The organism is Metallibacterium scheffleri, assembly GCF_002077135.1.
Lineage (GTDB): Bacteria > Pseudomonadota > Gammaproteobacteria > Xanthomonadales > Rhodanobacteraceae > Metallibacterium > Metallibacterium scheffleri.
Genome location: NZ_LDOS01000002.1, coordinates 180938 through 197876 on the forward strand (window position 1 = coordinate 180938; position 16939 = coordinate 197876).

The following is a 16939-nucleotide window of genomic DNA, read 5'->3' on the forward strand; positions in this document are numbered from 1 at the left end:
CGCCGCGTCGGCGATACTACCGCGATGGATGCATCCGACGACCTTCTGGCCGATAACCCCCTGGGCGCCGGCGGCGCGCTGGCACAGCACATCGACGGCTTCGTGGCGCGGCCCGCGCAGCAGGCCATGGCTGCAGCGGTAGCCGCGGCACTGGCCGCGCGTGGCGAGTTGCTGGTCGAGGCCGGCACCGGCACCGGCAAGACCTACGCGTATCTGGTGCCGGCGCTGCGCAGCGAAGGTCGCGTGATCATCTCCACCGGCACCAAGGCGCTGCAGGATCAGTTGTTCAAGCGTGATCTGCCGCGCGTGGCGCGGGCGCTGGGGCTGACGCCGCACGCCGCCCTGCTCAAGGGTCGCGCCAATTACCTGTGTCTGCACCGACTGCAGTTGGCGCTGGGCGATGGCCGCGGCGGTGCGCAGGAAACCCACCAGCTCGCGCTGGTGCGGCAATGGTCCGCGGCCACGCGCAGCGGTGATCGCGCCGAACTCGCGGCTGTGCCCGAGGACGCACCGATATGGCCGCGCGTCACTTCCACCACCGAGAACTGCCTGGGCGGCACCTGTCCGCAGTTCGAGGAGTGCTGGCTGGTGAAGGCGCGGCGCGCGGCGCAGGAGGCGCAGATCGTGGTGGTCAACCATCACCTGCTGCTGGCCGATCTGGCGCTGAAGCAGGATGGCTTCGGTGAGATCCTGCCCGGCGCCGCTGCGTTCGTGATGGACGAGGCGCACCAGTTGCCGGAACTGGCCGGACAGTTCTTCACCGAAACGCTCAGTCACCGGCAACTGTCCGATCTGGCGCAGGACTCGCTGGCCGAATGCAGCGGCGTCAGCGGCGCGCTGGCCGCGCTCAGCCCGGTGGTGGATGCCCTGCAGCAGGCGCTGCGCGAGACGCGCCTGGCGCTGGAATCTCTGCCCGAACGCGGTGCTCTGGATGCGCTGGAGGATCCACCGGCGCTGGCGCACGCACTGGAGTCGCTGGCACTGGCGTTGCGCGAGTTCAGCGCCGCGCTGGAAACCCAGGCACCGCGCGCCAAGGGCCTGGCTGCGGTGTACGAACGCACGCAGCGCGCTGGCGAACTTCTGGCACGGCTGCGCGCGCTGGAGTCGCTCGGTGACAGCGTGCGCTGGTATGAGCGCCACGCGCGCGGCTACGCCCTGCATGCCACGCCGCTGGATGTGGCCAAGCCACTGCAGGCGTTACGCGCGCGCATGCCGGCGGCGTGGGTGTATACCTCGGCCACGCTCACCGTGGCCGGGCGCTTCGAGCACCTGATCCAGCGCCTGGGGCTCACGGCGCCGCGCACGCTGCTGCTGCAAAGCCCGTTCGACTACGCGCGCCAGGCGCTGTGCTATCTACCGCCGCGGTTGCCCGAGCCGCAGGCACGCGATTACACCGAGTGCGTGCTGCAAGCGTTGCTGCCGGTGCTGGCCGCATCGCGTGGGCGCGCGTTCCTGCTGTTCACCTCGCACCGCGCGCTCAAGCTCGCCGCCGAGTGGCTGCCCGCGCGCATGCCGTGGCCGCTGTTCGTCCAGGGCAGCGCGCCGCGCCACGAATTGCTCGAGCAATTCCGCGCCAGCGGACATGGCGTGCTGCTCGGCGCCGCCAGCTTCTGGGAGGGCGTGGACGTGGCCGGCGAGGCGCTCAGCGTCGTCGCCATGGACAAACTGCCGTTCGAGGCGCCGGGCGATCCGGTGCTGGAGGCGCGTCTGCGCGCGCTGCGCGAAGCCGGCGAAAACCCATTCGCATCGTGGCAGGTGCCCAACGCGGTGATCGCGTTCAAGCAGGGCGCCGGGCGCCTGATCCGCAGCATCGACGACCGCGGCGTGCTGGTGTTATGCGACCCGCGCCTGAGTGCGCGCGGCTATGGCAAGCTGTTCATGGCCAGTCTGCCGGACATGCCGCGCAGCCAGCGCATCGAAGACGTGCAGGCGTTTTTCGCCGCTGCGCCGGTGACTGCAACGGTGCCCTAAGGTGGAAGCGGGAGTGGAGTTTTTCGTGGTTTACAGCCTTTCCCCCCCCGGGTCCCGCGCATGACGAATCCAGCGCACTCGCCTAAGCTGCGCGCATGATCCTGCTCGCGCTGGAAACCGCCACCGATCAATGTTCCGCCGCGCTGTACCGTGACGGCGCGGTGTACGCGCGCAGCCTGCACGCGCCGCGGCGCCATGCGGAACTACTGCTGCCGTTGCTGGATCAACTGCTGGCCGAAGCCGGCGTGGCGCGCAGCGCCATCGACGCCATCGCATTCGGTCGCGGGCCCGGCTCCTTCACCGGCGTGCGCCTGGCGTTATCGGTGGCGCAAGGCATGGCCTTCGCGCTCGATCGCCCAGTGCTGCCGGTGTCCACGCTGGCGGCGCTGGCACTGGATGCGCCGCGCGACGCACACGACATACTTGCCGTGCTGGACGCGCGCATGGGCGAGGTCTACGTCGGCGCGTTCCGCCGCGTTGGCGACGTTGCGCTGCAGACCCTGGGCGAGGAAACGGTGGGACCCGCCGCGGCGCTGCGCGTGCCCGCAGCGGGTGCGTGGTTTGGCATCGGCAGCGGCTGGGGCGTCTATGCCGAGGCGCTGCGCGTCCGCCTGGGCGACGCCGGGCTGTCCGGTGTGGATGCCGCCGCGCAGCCACAGGCCGCGTCCGTCGCGCGGCTCGCAGCACCCTTGTTCGCCGCGGGTGGCGGTCTGCCTGCCGCGCAGGCTTTGCCTGTCTATCTGCGCGACAAGGTTGCCTTCACCCGAGTCGAGCGCAACCTGGTTTGAGCCTTCAACCGCACTTGCTGTAGCCACAGCTCAGGCAGGTGGCGCAGCCGTCCATGAGCACCATGGCGGGCGTGTTGCACTTGGCGCAGAGGGTGGCGCCGGGTGGATAGCCGGAAGTGTCAGCGCCTACGGCGGCGGATTCGGGCGATTTCAGCGTGGCCTCGTAGGCACTGCGCTTTTCGGCGATCAGCGCGCGCTGCTCGGCGGAAAGCTCGCCGTCCTTGATCATGCCAATGCTTTTCAGGTGCCGCTCGATGATCAGTCCGAGTTCGGCCACGATCGATGGCATGTACACCCCGCCGGGTTTGAAGTAACCACCACGCGGATCGAACACGGCCTTGAGTTCCTCGACCAGGAAGGTGACGTCACCACCCTTGCGGAACACGGCGGACATGATGCGCGTCAGCGCCACGATCCACTGGAAGTGGTCCATGTTCTTCGAGTTGATGAAGATCTCGAAGGGACGCCGCGACTCGTGCGGGGTGCCGGCGTTGAGCACGATGTCGTTGATGGTGACGTACAACGCGTGCTCGAACAGCGGTGATTTGATCTTGTAGGTGGAACCAACCAGCACCTCGGGGCGTTGCAGGCGCTCGTGCATCTGGATCACTTCGGCCTCGGGCACGGCAGGCGCTGCGTTACTGCTGGCGGCATCCGCGCGGGCAACGCTGTAGCTCTTGATCTTGTGGGTGATCTTGATGGTCATGTTGGGTCTGCCGAGTCGCGGATGCGAGGAATCGAGGAATGCGTGATCGAGCGGCGGGGGGGCGCGGTGAGGAGTGCGCGATCACGCGGGGCGCGACAGGCACCGGAAAATGCGCCGCAGGCGCCGACTACGGCGCCCGCGGCGGCTTGCGGTTGTTACTTCTTCTTGCTCTTGGCAGTGGACTTTTTGGCGGCCTTCTTGACCGTCTTCTTGGCGGTGGCCTTTTTTGCCGCCGCTTTCTTGACCGCCTTGACGGCCTTCTTCACCGCCTTGACAACTTTCCTGGCGGATTTCTTGACCGTTTTCTTGGCGGCAGTTTTCGGTGTCGCCTTTTTCACGGCTTTTTTCACAGCCTTTTTCACCGATTTGCCGGCGCTGGCCTTCTTCGCGGCGGCCTTTTTCGCAACCGCTTTCTTGGCCACTGGCTTCTTGGCCGCGGCTTTCTTCTTTGCAGCCGGCTTTTTCCTGGCTGGGGTGCCTGCCACAGGCGCAGGCGTTGCGATGACCGGCATGACAGCGGCGGGCATGCCCGTGACGAGGGTCATTTCGGTATTGATGTGTTCGCTTTGCATGACTTCAGCTCCGACAGTGGTTGAACCATGAGACGTGCGGGACGCGGATGCATTCCCTCGGTGCTCAGAACTTGCCGTAATAACCTTCCTTCAACGCATCGAACAGATTGGCGGCGGTGTGCATCTCGCCGTCGTACTCCACTTCCTCATTGCCTTTTGCCTCGACCACGCTACCGTCTTCCAACTCGAAGCGGTAGAGGGTGCTTTCCAGATCCGAATCCTTGACCAGCACACCCTGGAAGGTCGCGGGATTGAAGCGGAACGTCGTGCAGCCCTTCAAGCCCTGCTGGTGGGCGTAGCGGTAGATGTCCTTGAAGTCCTCGTAGGGATACTCGGTGGGAACATTGGCGGTCTTGGATATGGAACTGTCGACCCACTGCTGCGCGGCGGCCTGGATATCGACGTGCTCTTTCGGCGAGATGTCGTCGGCGGCGACGAAATAATCCGGCAGCTTCGACCTGGGATCCTCGCTGCCAGGCATGGCCTCGGCGTTGATCAACGCGCGATAGGCCAGCAGTTCAAAGCTGTAGACCTCGACCTTTTCCTTGCTCTTGCGGCCCTCGCGAATGACGTTGCGCGAGTAATGGTGGGCGAAGCTGGGCTCGATGCCGTTGCTGGCGTTGTTGGCGAGACTGAGCGAGATGGTGCCGGTCGGTGCGATGGAGCTGTGGTGCGTGAAGCGCGCGCCGACCTGCGCAAGTTTTTCCACCAGATCCGGGCGTACTCCGGCGATGCGTTGCATATAATGACTGTATCTCGCGTGCAGCACGCGGCCGGGCACGCTGTCGCCGACCTTGTAGCCGTCGCGCACCATTTCCGGGCGCTGGCGCAACATGGCGCCATTGACCGTGAAGTCCTCCGCAAGGATCGGAGCGGGGCCCTTCTCCTCGGCCAGTTGCAGCGCCACTTCCCAGCCGGCGATGGCCATCTCGCGTGCGACCTCCGCGGTGAAGCGACAGGCATCCGGACTGCCGTAGCGCTGCTTGAGCATGGCCAGCGTGCTGCCGAGGCCAAGAAAGCCCATGCCGTGGCGGCGCTTGCGCTGGATCTCGTGGCGCTGCTGCGGCAACGGCAGGCCGTTGATCTCGACCACGTTGTCGAGCATGCGCGTGAACACGCGCACCACCTCGCGGTACTCGTCCCAGTCGAAGCGCGCCTTGGGTCCGAAGGCGTCGCGCACGAACAGAGTGAGATTGACCGAGCCCAGCAGACACGAACCATAGGGTGGCAGTGGCTGCTCGCCGCACGGATTGGTGGCGCGGATGGCCTCGCACCACCAGTTGTTGTTCATCTCGTTGACGCGATCGATCAGGATGAAGCCCGGTTCGGCGTAGTCGTACGTCGACACCATGATCATGTCCCACAGGTGTCGTGCCTTGACGTGGCCGTAGATCTTGCAGGCCACCATGCCATCCGCGCGGTCGACGTAATTCTCGTGCGTGGGCCACTCGCGCCAGATCACCTGCGCGGGGTCGTCCAGCACGACCTCGTCCTGTTCCTTGACGTGCACCGGGAACAGCAGCGGCCAGTCGGCGTCGTCCGCGACCGCCTGCATGAACGCATCGGTGATCAGCAGCGACAGATTGAACTGGCGCAGGCGACCCGCCTCGCGCTTGGCCCGGATGAATTCGCGCACATCGGGATGGGCCACGTCGAAGGTACCCATCTGCGCGCCGCGGCGACCGCCGGCACTGGATACGGTGAAGCACATCTTGTCGTAGATATCCATGAACGACAGCGGGCCGCTGGTGTAAGCGCCGGCGCCCGAGACATACGCACCCCGCGGGCGCAGCGTGGAAAATTCATAGCCGATGCCGCAGCCAGCCTTCAGTGTCAGCCCGGCCTCGTGCACTTTCTCTAAAATATCGTCCATCGAATCCGTGATGGTGCCCGAGACGGTGCAATTGATGGTGCTGGTAGCGGGCTTGTGCGCCAGCGCGCCGGCGTTGGAGGTGATGCGCCCGGCCGGAATCGCGCCGTGGCGCAGCGCCCACAAAAATCGCTCGCACCAGTGCTCGCGCAATTCCGGCGTGGCCTCAACCTCGCTCAGCGCGCGCGCGATGCGCTGATAGCTGGCGTCGATGTCGGCATCCACCGCCGCGCCCTGCTTTGATTTGAGACGGTACTTCTTGTCCCAGATGTCGAACGAAGCAGGTTGCAACGGAATCGCTGCGGCGTCGGGAAGTGTGGTGGTGGCGCGTGCCGTGCTCATGTGCTGCTGGACTCCTTGTGCATGGCTGCGCGGATTTGACGGTGCGCGCGCAGGCGCGGAATGCGGGCCACGACAGGAAATGCCGAGGCGCGGCGCGGCAGGCGAAGCGGTTGCATTGCCAGCGCACTGCAGGCACGACCGCGCCGACGTGCCGGGCTTGAATTCAAGGCATGTCCTGACATCGTTGAATCCCTCCCGGTGGTCCCGCCGGCTCCCACAGGTTGGGTCGCACTGCAATTGCGACCACAACATCTTGTGGCGAAGCAGGCGGCAAAACTAGCGCCGGCACGCCAAGGTGTCAACGCATTTCTGTGCTGCCGCGCACGTGCTTGCGCCAAGGCTGCGCACACGTCGGGTTGCGTGGCCGCACGTTGCAAAATCCGGACGGCGGGCCGTGATTGCCGACTTGCCGTTTCGAGGCGTACGCCATGCGTGGCTGCCTGTACGCCTGCGCCTGTCAATCCAGCGCCAAGCGATTTCGCGAACCGTGACGTGATGCGTGCATGTGTGTGCCACAGTGCCGATAATCGCCCTGCCTTTTCCAGGGACCACCCGCATGCGTCGCGCCTGTCTGTTGCTGCTGTCATTCTTGTGCACTGCGGTCGCCGCTCAGGCCATCGCCGCGCCGGCCTCGGCCACGCTGCGCTGGCGTGGCGATTTCACCACCGCCCACAGTCTCGCTGATGGCCTTGCCAAGGCCTGGGCGCGCGACGAGGGCGGCAGGCTCGATGTGGATTCGTTCAACACCATCTCCGGCATCGACCAGGCACTCGATGGCAGGGTTGATATCGCGGGCAGCGCGCGGCCGCCGTTTTCCGGACGCCCGCAGGAATCAGGTCTGGTGTTCACCCCGTTGGCCTGGGATGCGCTGGTGCTGATCACCCACCGCGACAATCCGGTGCACAACATCACCTTGCAGCAGCTGTATCAGGTGTACATGGGTTACACCACCAACTGGAGTCAGCTCGGCGGTCCGGACAAGCCGATCAATCTGTACTCCATCGCCAGCCCGCTGGATGGCGTCGAGTTTGACCTGCGCAAGTTCCTGTATGGGCGTGGTGACCAGGAGATCGCGGCGCCGCGCCTGTATCTCAACACACAGCAATTGCAGGTCGCGGTGGGCCTCGACCCCGATGCGCTGGGGGTCAGCGCGTACTCGAATGTCTATCGCAACCCCAGGCTGCAGATGTTGCGCGTCGAAGGCATCAAGCCGGATGCGCGCAGCATCAGCGACGGCACTTATCCGATGCTGGTGCCACTGTATTTCGGCAGCAATCCGAACGATCCGAAGGCGGCCGAGGTGCGCAGATTCATGCGCTTCGCCGAAGGCCCCAGGGGCCAGGCGGTGATCCGTGCGCAGGGCATGATCCCCTACGCCGATGGCGCTGCGCTGGCGGCGGGCGCCGAGACGCGCGCCACCTGGATCGCGCAGCGCCTCGCTGCCGAGCAGAGCGCCGGCAAGATCGCCATGAATGGTCCGCTGGCTGCGCCTGGCGCGACTTACTCGCAAGGCGCCAGCATCGCGCCGACCTCGCCCAGCACGCAGGCGGCGCGAGCGCGCATGCAAGCGCGTGATGCGCTGGACAGGAAAGTGAAGCCGGTGCTGCGGACTGCCGACGCCAGCGAGGGCGGCGGCGGCGAGTGAGACCGCTGCGCGCGCTCAGTCTCGACCTCGACGACACGCTGTGGCCGATCGAACCGGCGATCGCCGCCGCCGAGGCCAGCCTGCACGACTGGTTGCACGCGCACGTACCCGCGGTGGCCGCGGCGTGGCCGCCGCCAGCCATGCGCGAATTGCGCACGCGCATCGCGCGGCATTGCCCCGAGATCGCGCATGATTTCAGCGCGCAGCGCCGCTTGTCTCTGGCGCATGCGCTGCGCGCCTGCGGTGCCGATGAGGCGCAGGCCGAGCCGGCGTTCGAGGCGTTTTTCTCCGCGCGCAATCGCGTGGTGTTTTATGACGACGCGTTGCCGGCGCTGACGCGATTGGCCGCACTGTTGCCGCTGGCCAGCCTGAGCAATGGCAATGCCGATCTCGCGCGCATCGGTATCGATGCGCACTTCGCCGTGCAGGTTTCGGCGCGCGAAGCGGGCGTGGCCAAGCCCGACGCACGCATTTTCACCGCGCTATGCCAGCGCCTGGGCTGCATGCCCGCGCAGGTGCTGCACGTGGGCGACGATCCGTTGCTGGATGTCGCCGGTGCCCGCGCTGCCGGCTTGCAGGCGGCGTGGCTCAATCGCACCGCCAGCGTCTGGCCCGGCCCGGGTCCGATGCCTGCGCTGGTGTTCCGCGATCTTGGCGAACTCGCCGACTGGTGTGCGGCACATCTTGGCGCGGATTAGCATGGCGGTTTGCGTGGCGTGCATCGGCGCAAGTCAGCAGCGCGCGCCACGCGCCATTCCATTCCCTTCCATCGTTTGCGGAGTTGTCCATGTCCAACCTGATCGAAGCGCGCCGCGGCCAGCACGCGGTGCCGATCGAAAGCCTCGACGCCGCAGCGCTGCCGGCCTGTCGCAAACGCCTGACCGCGGCGCAGCGGCACTGGCTGCAGGCCAGTGATTTCAACGCGCGTGCCGGCAGCGTGCTGCTGTTGCCCGATGCCGACGGCAAGCTCGCGCGCGTGCTGGTTGGCGTCGATCGCGAGGAGCCACTGTGGGCGTTGGCTGCGCTGGCGCAGAGCCTGCCCGAGGGTGACTACGCGCTGGCCGCCGAAGGCGTGCTGGGTGACACGCGTCTCGCGGCCCTGGGTTTCGCGCTGGGCGGTTATCGCTACGCGCGTTATCGCAAGGCGCCGCGCGCACCGGCGCGTCTGCTCGTGGCACCGGCGTTGCTGGCCGAACTGCAGCCCCTGCTCGATGCCGCCGCGCAGGTGCGCGATTGGGTCAACACACCCACCGAGGACATGGGTCCGGCCGATCTGGCCGCCGCCGCGCACGCGCTCGGCAAGACGCACGACGCCAAGGTGCGCGAATGGGTCGGCGATGAACTGCTCGCGAACCACTTCCCCACCATCCACGCCGTCGGCCGCGCCAGTCATCGCGCGCCGCGCCTGATCGAATTGCGCTGGGGCAAGCGCAAGCACCCGCACCTGGTGCTGGTGGGCAAGGGCGTGTGCTTCGATACCGGCGGACTCAACCTGAAATCCGGTGACGGCATGCGCTGGATGAAGAAAGACATGGGTGGCGCCGCGCACGCGCTGGCGCTGGCCGGGCTGGTGATGCGGGCCATGCTGCCAGTACGTCTCACTCTGTTGATCCCGGCGGTGGAGAATGCCGTGGCCGGCAACGCGCTGCGTCCGGGCGAGGTCATCACCACGCGCAGCGGGCAGACCGTGGAGATCGACAACACCGATGCCGAGGGTCGCCTGATCCTGTGTGACGCGCTGGCCTACGCCGCCGAGCAGCAGCCGGACCTGATCATCGATTTCGCCACACTCACCGGTGCCGCGCGCGTGGCGCTGGGACCCGACCTGCCGGCGCTGTTCGGCAATCGCCGCGAGTTGCGCGAGGCGGTGCTGGCCGCCGGCGAGGCCGAGCACGATCCGCTGTGGTCGCTGCCGCTGTGGCGTCCGTACCGGCGCATGCTCGATTCGTACTTGGCCGACTTCGCCAACAGTGGCGCCTCGCGCCATGCCGGCGCCATCACCGCCGCGCTGTACCTCGAACGTTTCGTGCCGGACACCACGTCGTGGCTGCACGTGGACGTGTACGCATGGAACGACGCGGATCGCCCCGGCCGGCCGCGTGGCGGCGAGGCACAAAGCCTGCGTGCGTTTTTTGCTTTTCTGCGGCAGCGCTATGCCTAGCCTGTCGGACTTTGGTTGGCCGGGCTGTAAATCCGTCTGTGCGGTCCCTATCCCCGCCGCCGCTTGGCCCACAGAACCGCACTGGCCTTTCCGGGCTCCATGGTCTCGACTCAGTGCGCTACCAGCAGGGGCAGCGGACATTCGCGGAACAGCGCGCGGGTGACGCCGCCGAGGACCATCTCGGTCAGCCGCGAGGTACCCCAGGCGCCCAGCACGATCAGATCGCATTGCAAGGCCTGCGCGCGCGCCAGGATGGCGGGCGCTGGCGCGCCTAGCGCGGCAAGGCGCTCGATCGCGGCATTGATGCCGCGTTGCGCGAACCACGCCGGCAGATCCAGCGGTGGCAGCCAGGCCAGTCCCTCCGGGCCCCGTTCGCGGCTGCCGTCGAGTACATGCACGGCGTCGGCATGGGCCAGCAACGACGCCGCGCCATGCAATGCACGCGCGGATTCCAGGCTGCCGTTCCAGGCGATCAACACGCGCTGGCCGACGCTGGCCGCGCCGGCCGCGGGCACGATCAGTACCGGCTTGGCCGCGGTGAATACCGCGCGCGAGGTACTGCCGAAACCGATCGGCGCATCCTCGCGTGTCTGCGGACGTTGCACGATCAGCAGATCGGCACTGGCCGCGGCCAGGCACAACACCTGCGCCAGGTCGCCCTCGCCGACGCGCCAGTCGCCGTGCAGATCGCGCTGGCGCAACAGTTCCTGCCACCACGCGGTCTTGGCGGCGGCGTGCTTGCGCGCCTGCTCGGCTTCCTGCACCTGCAGCGTGATCGCTTCGGGCACGGCGAACGCCGCGCTGGGCAGGGCCGCGGCAAACACGCCACTGAGCCGCGCCTGCAGGCGCGCGGCCAGGTCCAGGGCCAGATCCAGGGCCGCATGGCGCGTGCCGGGATGGGGAACGTGCACGATGAATTCGAGGGTGGACATGGGCGCACGACTCCGCTGGATGTGAATGGCGTCAACGCCGCGTATGCTTTGCGCATTGCGCTGCGTAGGGTGATGCGGCAAGACTATCGCCCGCGCTGCGTCGCCGCGAGTGCGGTGCTGATGCGTCGTCACGATTCCAAGGAGTGCCTCATGCGTATGCTCACCGCCAGGATTCTGTGCGTCGGTCTGCTGCTGGTTGGCGGCATGGTCGCCATGCCCGCGCAGGCGCGCGATATCAGTTGCCGCATGACCTACAGCCTCAAGGGCTGGTCGCTGTTCTATCAGACCGCGCGCGGCAGCGGTGTGGTCACTTGCGACAATGGGCAGAGCCTGCGCGTGAGCATCGAGACCAAGGGCGGCGGCCTGACCATCGGCAAGTCCGAGATCCACGACGGACACGGTCGCTTCGCCGGTGTGCGCGACATCCGCGACGTGCTCGGCGCCTACGCCACCGCCGAAGCCCACGCCGGCGTGGTCCGCTCCAGCGCCGCGCAGGTGCTGGTCAAGGGCAACGTCACCCTGGCACTGGCCGGCACCGGCGAGGGCTGGGATCTGGGCATCGCCTTCGGCAAGTTCGTGATCAAGGCTGATTGACGCATCGGGTTGGCACGCGTGGAGCTGCATACTTGCCGCGGCGGTTGTCACTGCGGTCGCGTGCGTTTCGAGTGCCAGCTGCCGGTGCAGCCGCTGGTGCTGGAATGCGATTGCTCGATCTGCCGCATGAGCGGTTACTTGCATCTCATCATTCCGGCTGCGCGGTTCCGCCTGCTCAGCGGGGCGGAGGATTTGCGCGAATACCGCTTCAACACTGGCACGGCGCGACGTCTGTTTTGCGCGACCTGTGGCATCAAGAGTTTCTACGTGCCGCGCTCGCACCCGGATGGCATCGACATCAACCTGTGCTGCCTGGACGTCGACAGCGTGCCCGAGTACACGCTGCAGGCCTTCCGCGATACCGAGCGCGAGGCCAGCACCGCCGCGCTGGCGCATCTGAGCGTGCCAGGCCCGCATTGAACCGGCGCAGTTCGTGTCGCGTCGTACAGGTAAGTGATCGCGTGCATTTTCGGCGCCGGAGTTGCCAATGAATAGCCACAATCAGCCCCGTCCCAGCGTACTGAACCTGCATGACGAGCGAGTCAGCATGCTGATTCACGCGCTGGGCATCGCGCTCAGCGGTGCGGGTCTGGTGCTGTTGATCGTGGCTGCGGCTGCACTGGACCAGGTCCGTGCGCTGCTGGCCGTGGTGGTGTTCGGCAGCGCGCTGGTGCTGATGTACAGCGCGTCGACGCTGTACCACGCCGTGCGTGGCGCCGATGCCAAGCGGCGTCTGCGGCGCCTGGATCACGTCGCCATTTATCTGCTGATCGCCGGCACCTATACGCCGTTCACCCTGCTGGCCTTGCGGGGTGCGTGGGGTTGGAGCCTGTTCGCGGCGATCTGGGTGCTGGCGGGCCTTGGCAGCGTGCTGGAGTTCAGCGGTTGGGGGCAGCGTCGCTGGCTGGCGGCGCTGGTCTACGTGGGCATGGGCTGGATCGGCGTGTTCGCGTTTGCGCCACTGCACGCGGTGTTGGCCAGTGGCGGGTTTGCCCTGCTGCTGGCGGGCGGTGTGGCCTACACCCTGGGCGTGCCGTTTTATCTGTGGCGGCGACTGCCGTTTCACCACAGCATCTGGCATGTGTTCGTGCTGGCCGGCAGCGTGCTGCAGTTTCTCGCGGTGCTGCTGTATTTGCTGCCGCTGGCGCGTTGAACACAGCACGGCGGCTGTTTGCGCGCAGCCAAGCGCCCCAGCATGGCAAGTGCGGGCAGCCACCTGGATCAGCAGCAGTACACGGCGGGGTATCGGCGCTTCTGCGGGGCCGCAATGCAAAGATCGGCAACGCGCGCAGCTCAGCGCGATCGCCACGCGCCCGGATAATGCACGCCGGGTTGCGGGCGCTCGCGCAGCACCTCGCGGCGGAAGCGGAACAGCGCGGCCGGACGCCCGCGCGGCGCGCGCGCTTGCGCGCCGGTGGCCTCGACCAGACCGGCGTTCTCGATCAGGCGGCGGAAGTTCTGCGTGTGCAGGCGACGTCCGGTCAGCGCCTCGATCACCTGCTGCATCTGGGTCAGGGTGAAACTCTCGGGCAGCAGCTCGAATACCACCGGGCGATAGCGCAGCTTGCCGCGCATGCGTCCCAGCGCGGTAGCCAGGATGCGGCGGTGATCCTGCACCAATGTGCGACCCAGTCCCGGCGCGCCACCGGCCTCGGCCACCAGCCCGGCTTCCCACAGCAGTTCGTAGCGCTCCAGCGTGTGCTCGGCATCCCATGGCGCGCCATGCAGGCCGAATACCAGTTCCACGCGCTCGCGCCGTTGCGCCATGGCGCCGGCCCAGTGCAGCAGTGCCGGCGCCAGCGCCGCATCAAGCAGGGCCGGGCGCTGCTGGCGCCAGTCCTCCCACGGCAGAAAGGCATACACATCGTGCCAGTGCGCGGCACCTTCGGGCAGGGCTTGCTCGCGCGTCAGCGCGAGGTAGGCGATGCCGATCGTGCGTGGCCGCGCATGACGCAGGAGCGGATCGCGCTGGCGGTCGCCGAAGGTATACAGCTGCTCGACATAGCCGAGCTGGAAACCGCTCGCGCGCTGTACCCACTCACGCAGGCCGCGCTCCAGCGTGGGATGCGCGGCGCTGTCCAGCGGGCCCGCCGGCAGCGCGCAGCCCTCCGCCGTGGTGGTGGTGAGCACGCGCGGTGTAGCTGCGGTCACGGCCAGGATCACCGCTTCCAGGTTGACACCTAACGCATCCGGCATATCCGAAGCACTCCTGCATTGAGCCTACGCCACTGCCAAAGGGAATACCCGCGGCAGGTTCGTGTTGGGCTCAAGCAGAAGTGATGCCAAGCGCGCGTCACACGCCGTGACGATTGACCGATCAGGTCGACGCTGGCGGTGGCGTGCTGTCCACGACGTCTTCTTCTGCGGCGGTGCCACGGTGCAGGGCATCGTGATAGATCGACTGCGGATGGATCGCACGCGAGATGTGATAAGCGGCCAGACACGACAACATCAGTGCTGGTACCAGCTGGTATTCCAGGGTCATCTCGAACACGATCAGGAACGACATCAGCGGTGCGTGCGTGGTCGCTGCCAGGAACGCGCCCATGCCGATCACCGCATACACGATGGGCAGCGAACTGCCCGGCCACAGGGCGTGCGCAGCACTGCCGATCAGCAGGCCGAGCAGCGCGCCGACGAAAATGGTCGGCGTGAACACGCCGCCGACCGCGCCCGAGCCGGTGGTCGCGGCGGTGGCGAGCACCTTGGCGATCAGCACTGCGATCACCAGCGTGACCGGCCACGGCGAATGCAGCACATCGTTGACCACGCTGTAGCCGTTGCCCCAGACCTGCGGATACAGCACTGAAATCAGGCCGACGATGAGCCCGCCCAGTGCCAGTTTCAGCGGCAGGCCCAAACGCAGGCGCGCGGCCAAGCGATGGCCGCCGTCCAGCGTGGCCATGAACAGCGGCGCCAGCGCGCCCAGCGCGGCGCCCATGATCAGGAACAGCGGCAGCTCCCACAGCGTGGCCACGTGCAGTGGCGGGATCATGTACACAGGCTTGTAGCCCAGCACTTGGTGCACGGTGACGTTGCTGATCACCGAGGCCACCATCAGCGGACCGAGGCGGCGGATGGCCAGCGTGCCATAGACGATCTCGGCGATGAAGATCGCACCGGACAATGCCGCGTCGTAGGCCGCGGCGAAACCCGCCGCCGCGCCGCAGGCCAGCAGCAGGCGCAGGTCGTCGCCGTCGAAACGCGCGAGTTGACCGATCCACGAGCCGGTGGCCGCAGCCAGTTGCACCATCGCACCCTCGCGGCCGATCGAGCCGCCGGCACCGATGGTGCACAACGAGGAGGCGCTGCGCAGCAGGGTGCCTTTGACATCCTGGCGACCGTCGCCGATGGCGATGGCTTCCAGATAATCCGGCTGTTTCTTGCCCTTGGCGGCGCGCTGCGCCAGCCACAGGATCGCCCCTGCGGCGATGCCGCCCAGCGCCGGAGTGATGGCGCGGCGCCACGGTGCCAGCATCTCGGCCGCGTGCACCAGGCTGCCCGGATGCTGCGTGGCGAGCCGTTCGGTGAGCGCCATGCCCTCGTGGAACAACACCGTGGCCAGCCCGCCGACCACGCCGATCAGTGCCGCCCACAGCAGCAGCCAGCGGTCATCGCCGTGATAGCCCGGTGCCCGCGTCGAGGCTGGCCCGGCTGTTGCCGGTGCCGGGCGCGCCGGCGCGGCGCCTGCGGAATCGACAGGCGCGCTCACAGGTTCTGGTAGTTCGGACCGCTACCGCCTTCTGGTGCCACCCAGTTGATGATCTGGTAGGGGTCTTTGATGTCGCAGGTCTTGCAGTGCACGCAGTTGGCGGCATTGATCTGCAGGCGCTTGCCGGCCGCGTCAGCGACCATCTCGTAGACACCGGCCGGGCAGAAGCGCGTGCACGGATTGGCGTATTCGGTGGCGCAGCGGCCGACGCAGATGCCGGTGTCGGCCACCTGCAGATGCACCGGCTGGTCCTCGTCGTGCTCGGTGGCGGCGAAGTACACGCTGGCCAGGCGGTCGCGCGGCGGCAGGCTGCGCGGCACGTAGTCGCGTGGCGGTGACTGCTGCGCGTCCACGCGCGCGAGCTGGGCGTGATCGGCGTGATTGCGCAGCGTCCACAGCGAGCGCCCGCCGAGCGCGGTTTCCCAGCCGGCGTTGGCCAGCCCGAGCCACAGCCCCTTGTGAAAACCGGGGCGGATATTGCGCACGCGGCGCAGCTCGCCGACCACGGCGGAGGCGCGCAGGCGCGCATCCCAACCGCTGCTGCCATAGCCCTGCGCGGCAACGTGTTCGGCGGCCAGCATGGCCGAGCGCATGGCCTGGTGCGTGCCCTTGATCTTGGGCACGTTGAGCAGTCCCGCGGCATCGCCGATCAGCAGTGCACCCGGCATCTCGACCTTCGGCAGGGACTGATAGCCGCCTTCGACCAGTGCACGCGCGCCGGCCGAGAGGATCTGTCCGCCATCCAGCAACGGCTGCACGCGCGCGTGCTGCTTGAACTGCTGGAACGCCTCCCATGGCGAGAACATCGGATCGCGGTAGTCCAGGCCGACCACGAAGCCGATCGCCAGACGGTCGCCGTCGAGGTGGTACATGAAGCTGCCGCCGTAGGTTGCCGGGTCCAGCGGCCAGCCCAGCGTGTGCACCACCTTGCCCGGCTCGCCACGGCCAGCCGGCAATTGCCAGAGCTCCTTGAGGCCGATGCCGTAGGTCTGCGGGTCCGCGCCGCGATCCAGGCCGTAGCGCGCGATCAGATGTTTGCTCAGGCTGCCGCGGCAGCCTTCACCCAGTACCGTCAGCGCAGCCTTGATGTCGATGCCTTGCGTGTAGCTGGCCTTGTGGCTGCCATCGCGCGCCACGCCCATATCGCCGATGCGCACGCCGGTCACGGCGCCCTGCGCATCGAACAGCGGTTCGGCGGCGGCGAAGCCGGGATAGATCTCCACGCCCAGCGCCTCGGCCTGCGGCGCCAGCCACGCGCACAACGCGCCCAGGCTGACGATGAAGTTGCCGGCGTTGTGCATCTGCGGCGGGGTCGGCATCCGCAGCGCCTTGCGCGGGTTGCGCAGCCACCAGAACTCGTCGTGCCGCACCGGCACGCAGACCGGCGGCGGCGTCTTGCGCCAGTCCGGCAGCAGCGCGTCCAGCGGCGCCGGCTCGATCACTGCGCCGGACAGGATCTGCGCGCCGACGGCGGCGGCTTTCTCGATCACGCACACACGCGCCTCGGGCTTGAGCTGCTTGAGGCGGATCGCGAACGCCAGTCCGGCCGGACCGGCGCCGACGGTCACCACGTCGTACTCCATCACATCGCGTTCGCTCATGGTCATGCGGCCGGCATTGAAACGTTCGTTTGATTCTCGCGCTTT

The 16939-nt window shown here is 67.4% G+C and carries 15 protein-coding genes; 8 read left to right on the forward strand and 7 right to left on the reverse strand.

What is annotated here, in order from left to right; translation table 11 throughout:
- Positions 1 to 24 precede the first annotated feature (24 nt).
- The gene (gene yoaA / locus Mschef_RS06050) at positions 25 to 1971 is read left to right on the forward strand and encodes a DNA repair helicase YoaA (protein WP_081126982.1); all 1947 of its coding nucleotides are present in this window, start codon (positions 25 to 27) and stop codon (positions 1969 to 1971) included.
- A gap of 95 nt (positions 1972 to 2066) precedes the next feature.
- Entirely contained in the window at positions 2067 to 2759 is a 693-nt protein-coding gene (tsaB, locus tag Mschef_RS06055; protein WP_081126983.1) for a tRNA (adenosine(37)-N6)-threonylcarbamoyltransferase complex dimerization subunit type 1 TsaB, read from the forward strand.
- A 4-nt stretch (positions 2760 to 2763) separates the two neighbouring features.
- Here tsaB and Mschef_RS06060 read toward each other — a convergent pair whose 3' ends face one another.
- From Mschef_RS06060 to Mschef_RS06070, 3 genes are all read right to left on the reverse strand, one after another.
- The gene (locus Mschef_RS06060) at positions 2764 to 3465 is read right to left on the reverse strand and encodes a TSCPD domain-containing protein (RefSeq protein WP_081126984.1); all 702 of its coding nucleotides are present in this window, start codon (positions 3463 to 3465) and stop codon (positions 2764 to 2766) included.
- 155 nt (positions 3466 to 3620) lie between these two features.
- Entirely contained in the window at positions 3621 to 4037 is a 417-nt protein-coding gene (locus Mschef_RS17635; protein ID WP_176212414.1) for a hypothetical protein, read from the reverse strand.
- A gap of 64 nt (positions 4038 to 4101) precedes the next feature.
- Positions 4102 to 6249 (reverse strand): adenosylcobalamin-dependent ribonucleoside-diphosphate reductase, encoded by a 2148-nt coding sequence (locus Mschef_RS06070; RefSeq protein WP_081126985.1) that lies wholly within the window; start codon positions 6247 to 6249, stop codon positions 4102 to 4104.
- Between the two features lie 556 nt (positions 6250 to 6805).
- Here Mschef_RS06070 and Mschef_RS06075 point away from each other — a divergent pair.
- From Mschef_RS06075 to Mschef_RS06085, 3 genes are all read left to right on the forward strand, one after another.
- The gene (locus tag Mschef_RS06075) at positions 6806 to 7894 is read left to right on the forward strand and encodes a substrate-binding domain-containing protein (RefSeq protein ID WP_081126986.1); all 1089 of its coding nucleotides are present in this window, start codon (positions 6806 to 6808) and stop codon (positions 7892 to 7894) included.
- Entirely contained in the window at positions 7891 to 8592 is a 702-nt protein-coding gene (locus tag Mschef_RS06080; protein WP_081126987.1) for an HAD family hydrolase, read from the forward strand. Before Mschef_RS06075 ends, Mschef_RS06080 begins: the two co-directional genes overlap by 4 nt.
- An 89-nt stretch (positions 8593 to 8681) precedes the next feature.
- Positions 8682 to 10055, forward strand: a complete 1374-nt coding sequence (locus Mschef_RS06085) for a leucyl aminopeptidase family protein (RefSeq protein ID WP_081126988.1) — start codon at positions 8682 to 8684, stop codon at positions 10053 to 10055.
- A 110-nt stretch (positions 10056 to 10165) separates the two neighbouring features.
- Here the strand turns inward: Mschef_RS06085 and Mschef_RS06090 are convergent, their stop codons facing one another.
- Positions 10166 to 10987 (reverse strand): universal stress protein, encoded by an 822-nt coding sequence (locus Mschef_RS06090; RefSeq protein WP_081126989.1) that lies wholly within the window; start codon positions 10985 to 10987, stop codon positions 10166 to 10168.
- A 156-nt stretch (positions 10988 to 11143) separates the two neighbouring features.
- Between Mschef_RS06090 and Mschef_RS06095 the strand changes: the two genes are divergently transcribed.
- The 3 genes from Mschef_RS06095 (at position 11144) to trhA (ending at position 12734) form a co-directional block, all read left to right on the forward strand.
- On the forward strand, positions 11144 to 11581 hold the full coding sequence (locus tag Mschef_RS06095; RefSeq protein WP_081129852.1) for a hypothetical protein: 438 nt from the start codon (positions 11144 to 11146) through the stop codon (positions 11579 to 11581).
- An 18-nt stretch (positions 11582 to 11599) separates the two neighbouring features.
- Positions 11600 to 12001, forward strand: a complete 402-nt coding sequence (locus Mschef_RS06100) for a GFA family protein (protein WP_081129853.1) — start codon at positions 11600 to 11602, stop codon at positions 11999 to 12001.
- A 67-nt stretch (positions 12002 to 12068) separates the two neighbouring features.
- Positions 12069 to 12734 (forward strand): PAQR family membrane homeostasis protein TrhA, encoded by a 666-nt coding sequence (gene trhA, locus Mschef_RS06105; RefSeq protein ID WP_081126990.1) that lies wholly within the window; start codon positions 12069 to 12071, stop codon positions 12732 to 12734.
- A gap of 140 nt (positions 12735 to 12874) precedes the next feature.
- Here trhA and Mschef_RS06110 read toward each other — a convergent pair whose 3' ends face one another.
- The 3 genes from Mschef_RS06110 to Mschef_RS06120 all read right to left on the reverse strand — a co-directional run bounded on the left by Mschef_RS06110 (position 12875) and on the right by Mschef_RS06120 (position 16894).
- Positions 12875 to 13777, reverse strand: coding sequence for an NUDIX hydrolase (locus tag Mschef_RS06110; protein ID WP_081126991.1), 903 nt, complete (start codon positions 13775 to 13777; stop codon positions 12875 to 12877).
- Between the two features lie 121 nt (positions 13778 to 13898).
- Positions 13899 to 15293 carry a ClcB-like voltage-gated chloride channel protein gene (locus Mschef_RS06115; RefSeq protein ID WP_081126992.1) on the reverse strand — a complete coding sequence of 465 codons (1395 nt, stop codon included), beginning with the start codon at positions 15291 to 15293 and terminating at the stop codon, positions 13899 to 13901.
- Positions 15290 to 16894 carry an electron transfer flavoprotein-ubiquinone oxidoreductase gene (locus tag Mschef_RS06120; RefSeq protein ID WP_081129854.1) on the reverse strand — a complete coding sequence of 535 codons (1605 nt, stop codon included), beginning with the start codon at positions 16892 to 16894 and terminating at the stop codon, positions 15290 to 15292. The genes Mschef_RS06115 and Mschef_RS06120 overlap by 4 nt, the downstream gene beginning before the upstream one ends.
- Positions 16895 to 16939: the final 45 nt, after the last annotated feature.

Coding starts and splice junctions, on each gene's coding strand:
- Mschef_RS06070 (WP_081126985.1), bottom strand. CDS start 6,249: ATGAGCACGGCACGCGCCACCACCACACTTCCCGACGCCGCAGCGATT.
- Mschef_RS06075 (WP_081126986.1), top strand. CDS start 6,806: ATGCGTCGCGCCTGTCTGTTGCTGCTGTCATTCTTGTGCACTGCGGTC.
- Mschef_RS06095 (WP_081129852.1), top strand. CDS start 11,144: ATGCTCACCGCCAGGATTCTGTGCGTCGGTCTGCTGCTGGTTGGCGGC.
- yoaA (WP_081126982.1), top strand. CDS start 25: ATGGATGCATCCGACGACCTTCTGGCCGATAACCCCCTGGGCGCCGGC.
- Mschef_RS17635 (WP_176212414.1), bottom strand. CDS start 4,037: ATGCAAAGCGAACACATCAATACCGAAATGACCCTCGTCACGGGCATG.
- trhA (WP_081126990.1), top strand. CDS start 12,069: ATGAATAGCCACAATCAGCCCCGTCCCAGCGTACTGAACCTGCATGAC.
- Mschef_RS06085 (WP_081126988.1), top strand. CDS start 8,682: ATGTCCAACCTGATCGAAGCGCGCCGCGGCCAGCACGCGGTGCCGATC.
- Mschef_RS06090 (WP_081126989.1), bottom strand. CDS start 10,987: ATGTCCACCCTCGAATTCATCGTGCACGTTCCCCATCCCGGCACGCGC.
- Mschef_RS06120 (WP_081129854.1), bottom strand. CDS start 16,894: ATGAGCGAACGCGATGTGATGGAGTACGACGTGGTGACCGTCGGCGCC.
- Mschef_RS06110 (WP_081126991.1), bottom strand. CDS start 13,777: ATGCCGGATGCGTTAGGTGTCAACCTGGAAGCGGTGATCCTGGCCGTG.
- tsaB (WP_081126983.1), top strand. CDS start 2,067: ATGATCCTGCTCGCGCTGGAAACCGCCACCGATCAATGTTCCGCCGCG.
- Mschef_RS06060 (WP_081126984.1), bottom strand. CDS start 3,465: ATGACCATCAAGATCACCCACAAGATCAAGAGCTACAGCGTTGCCCGC.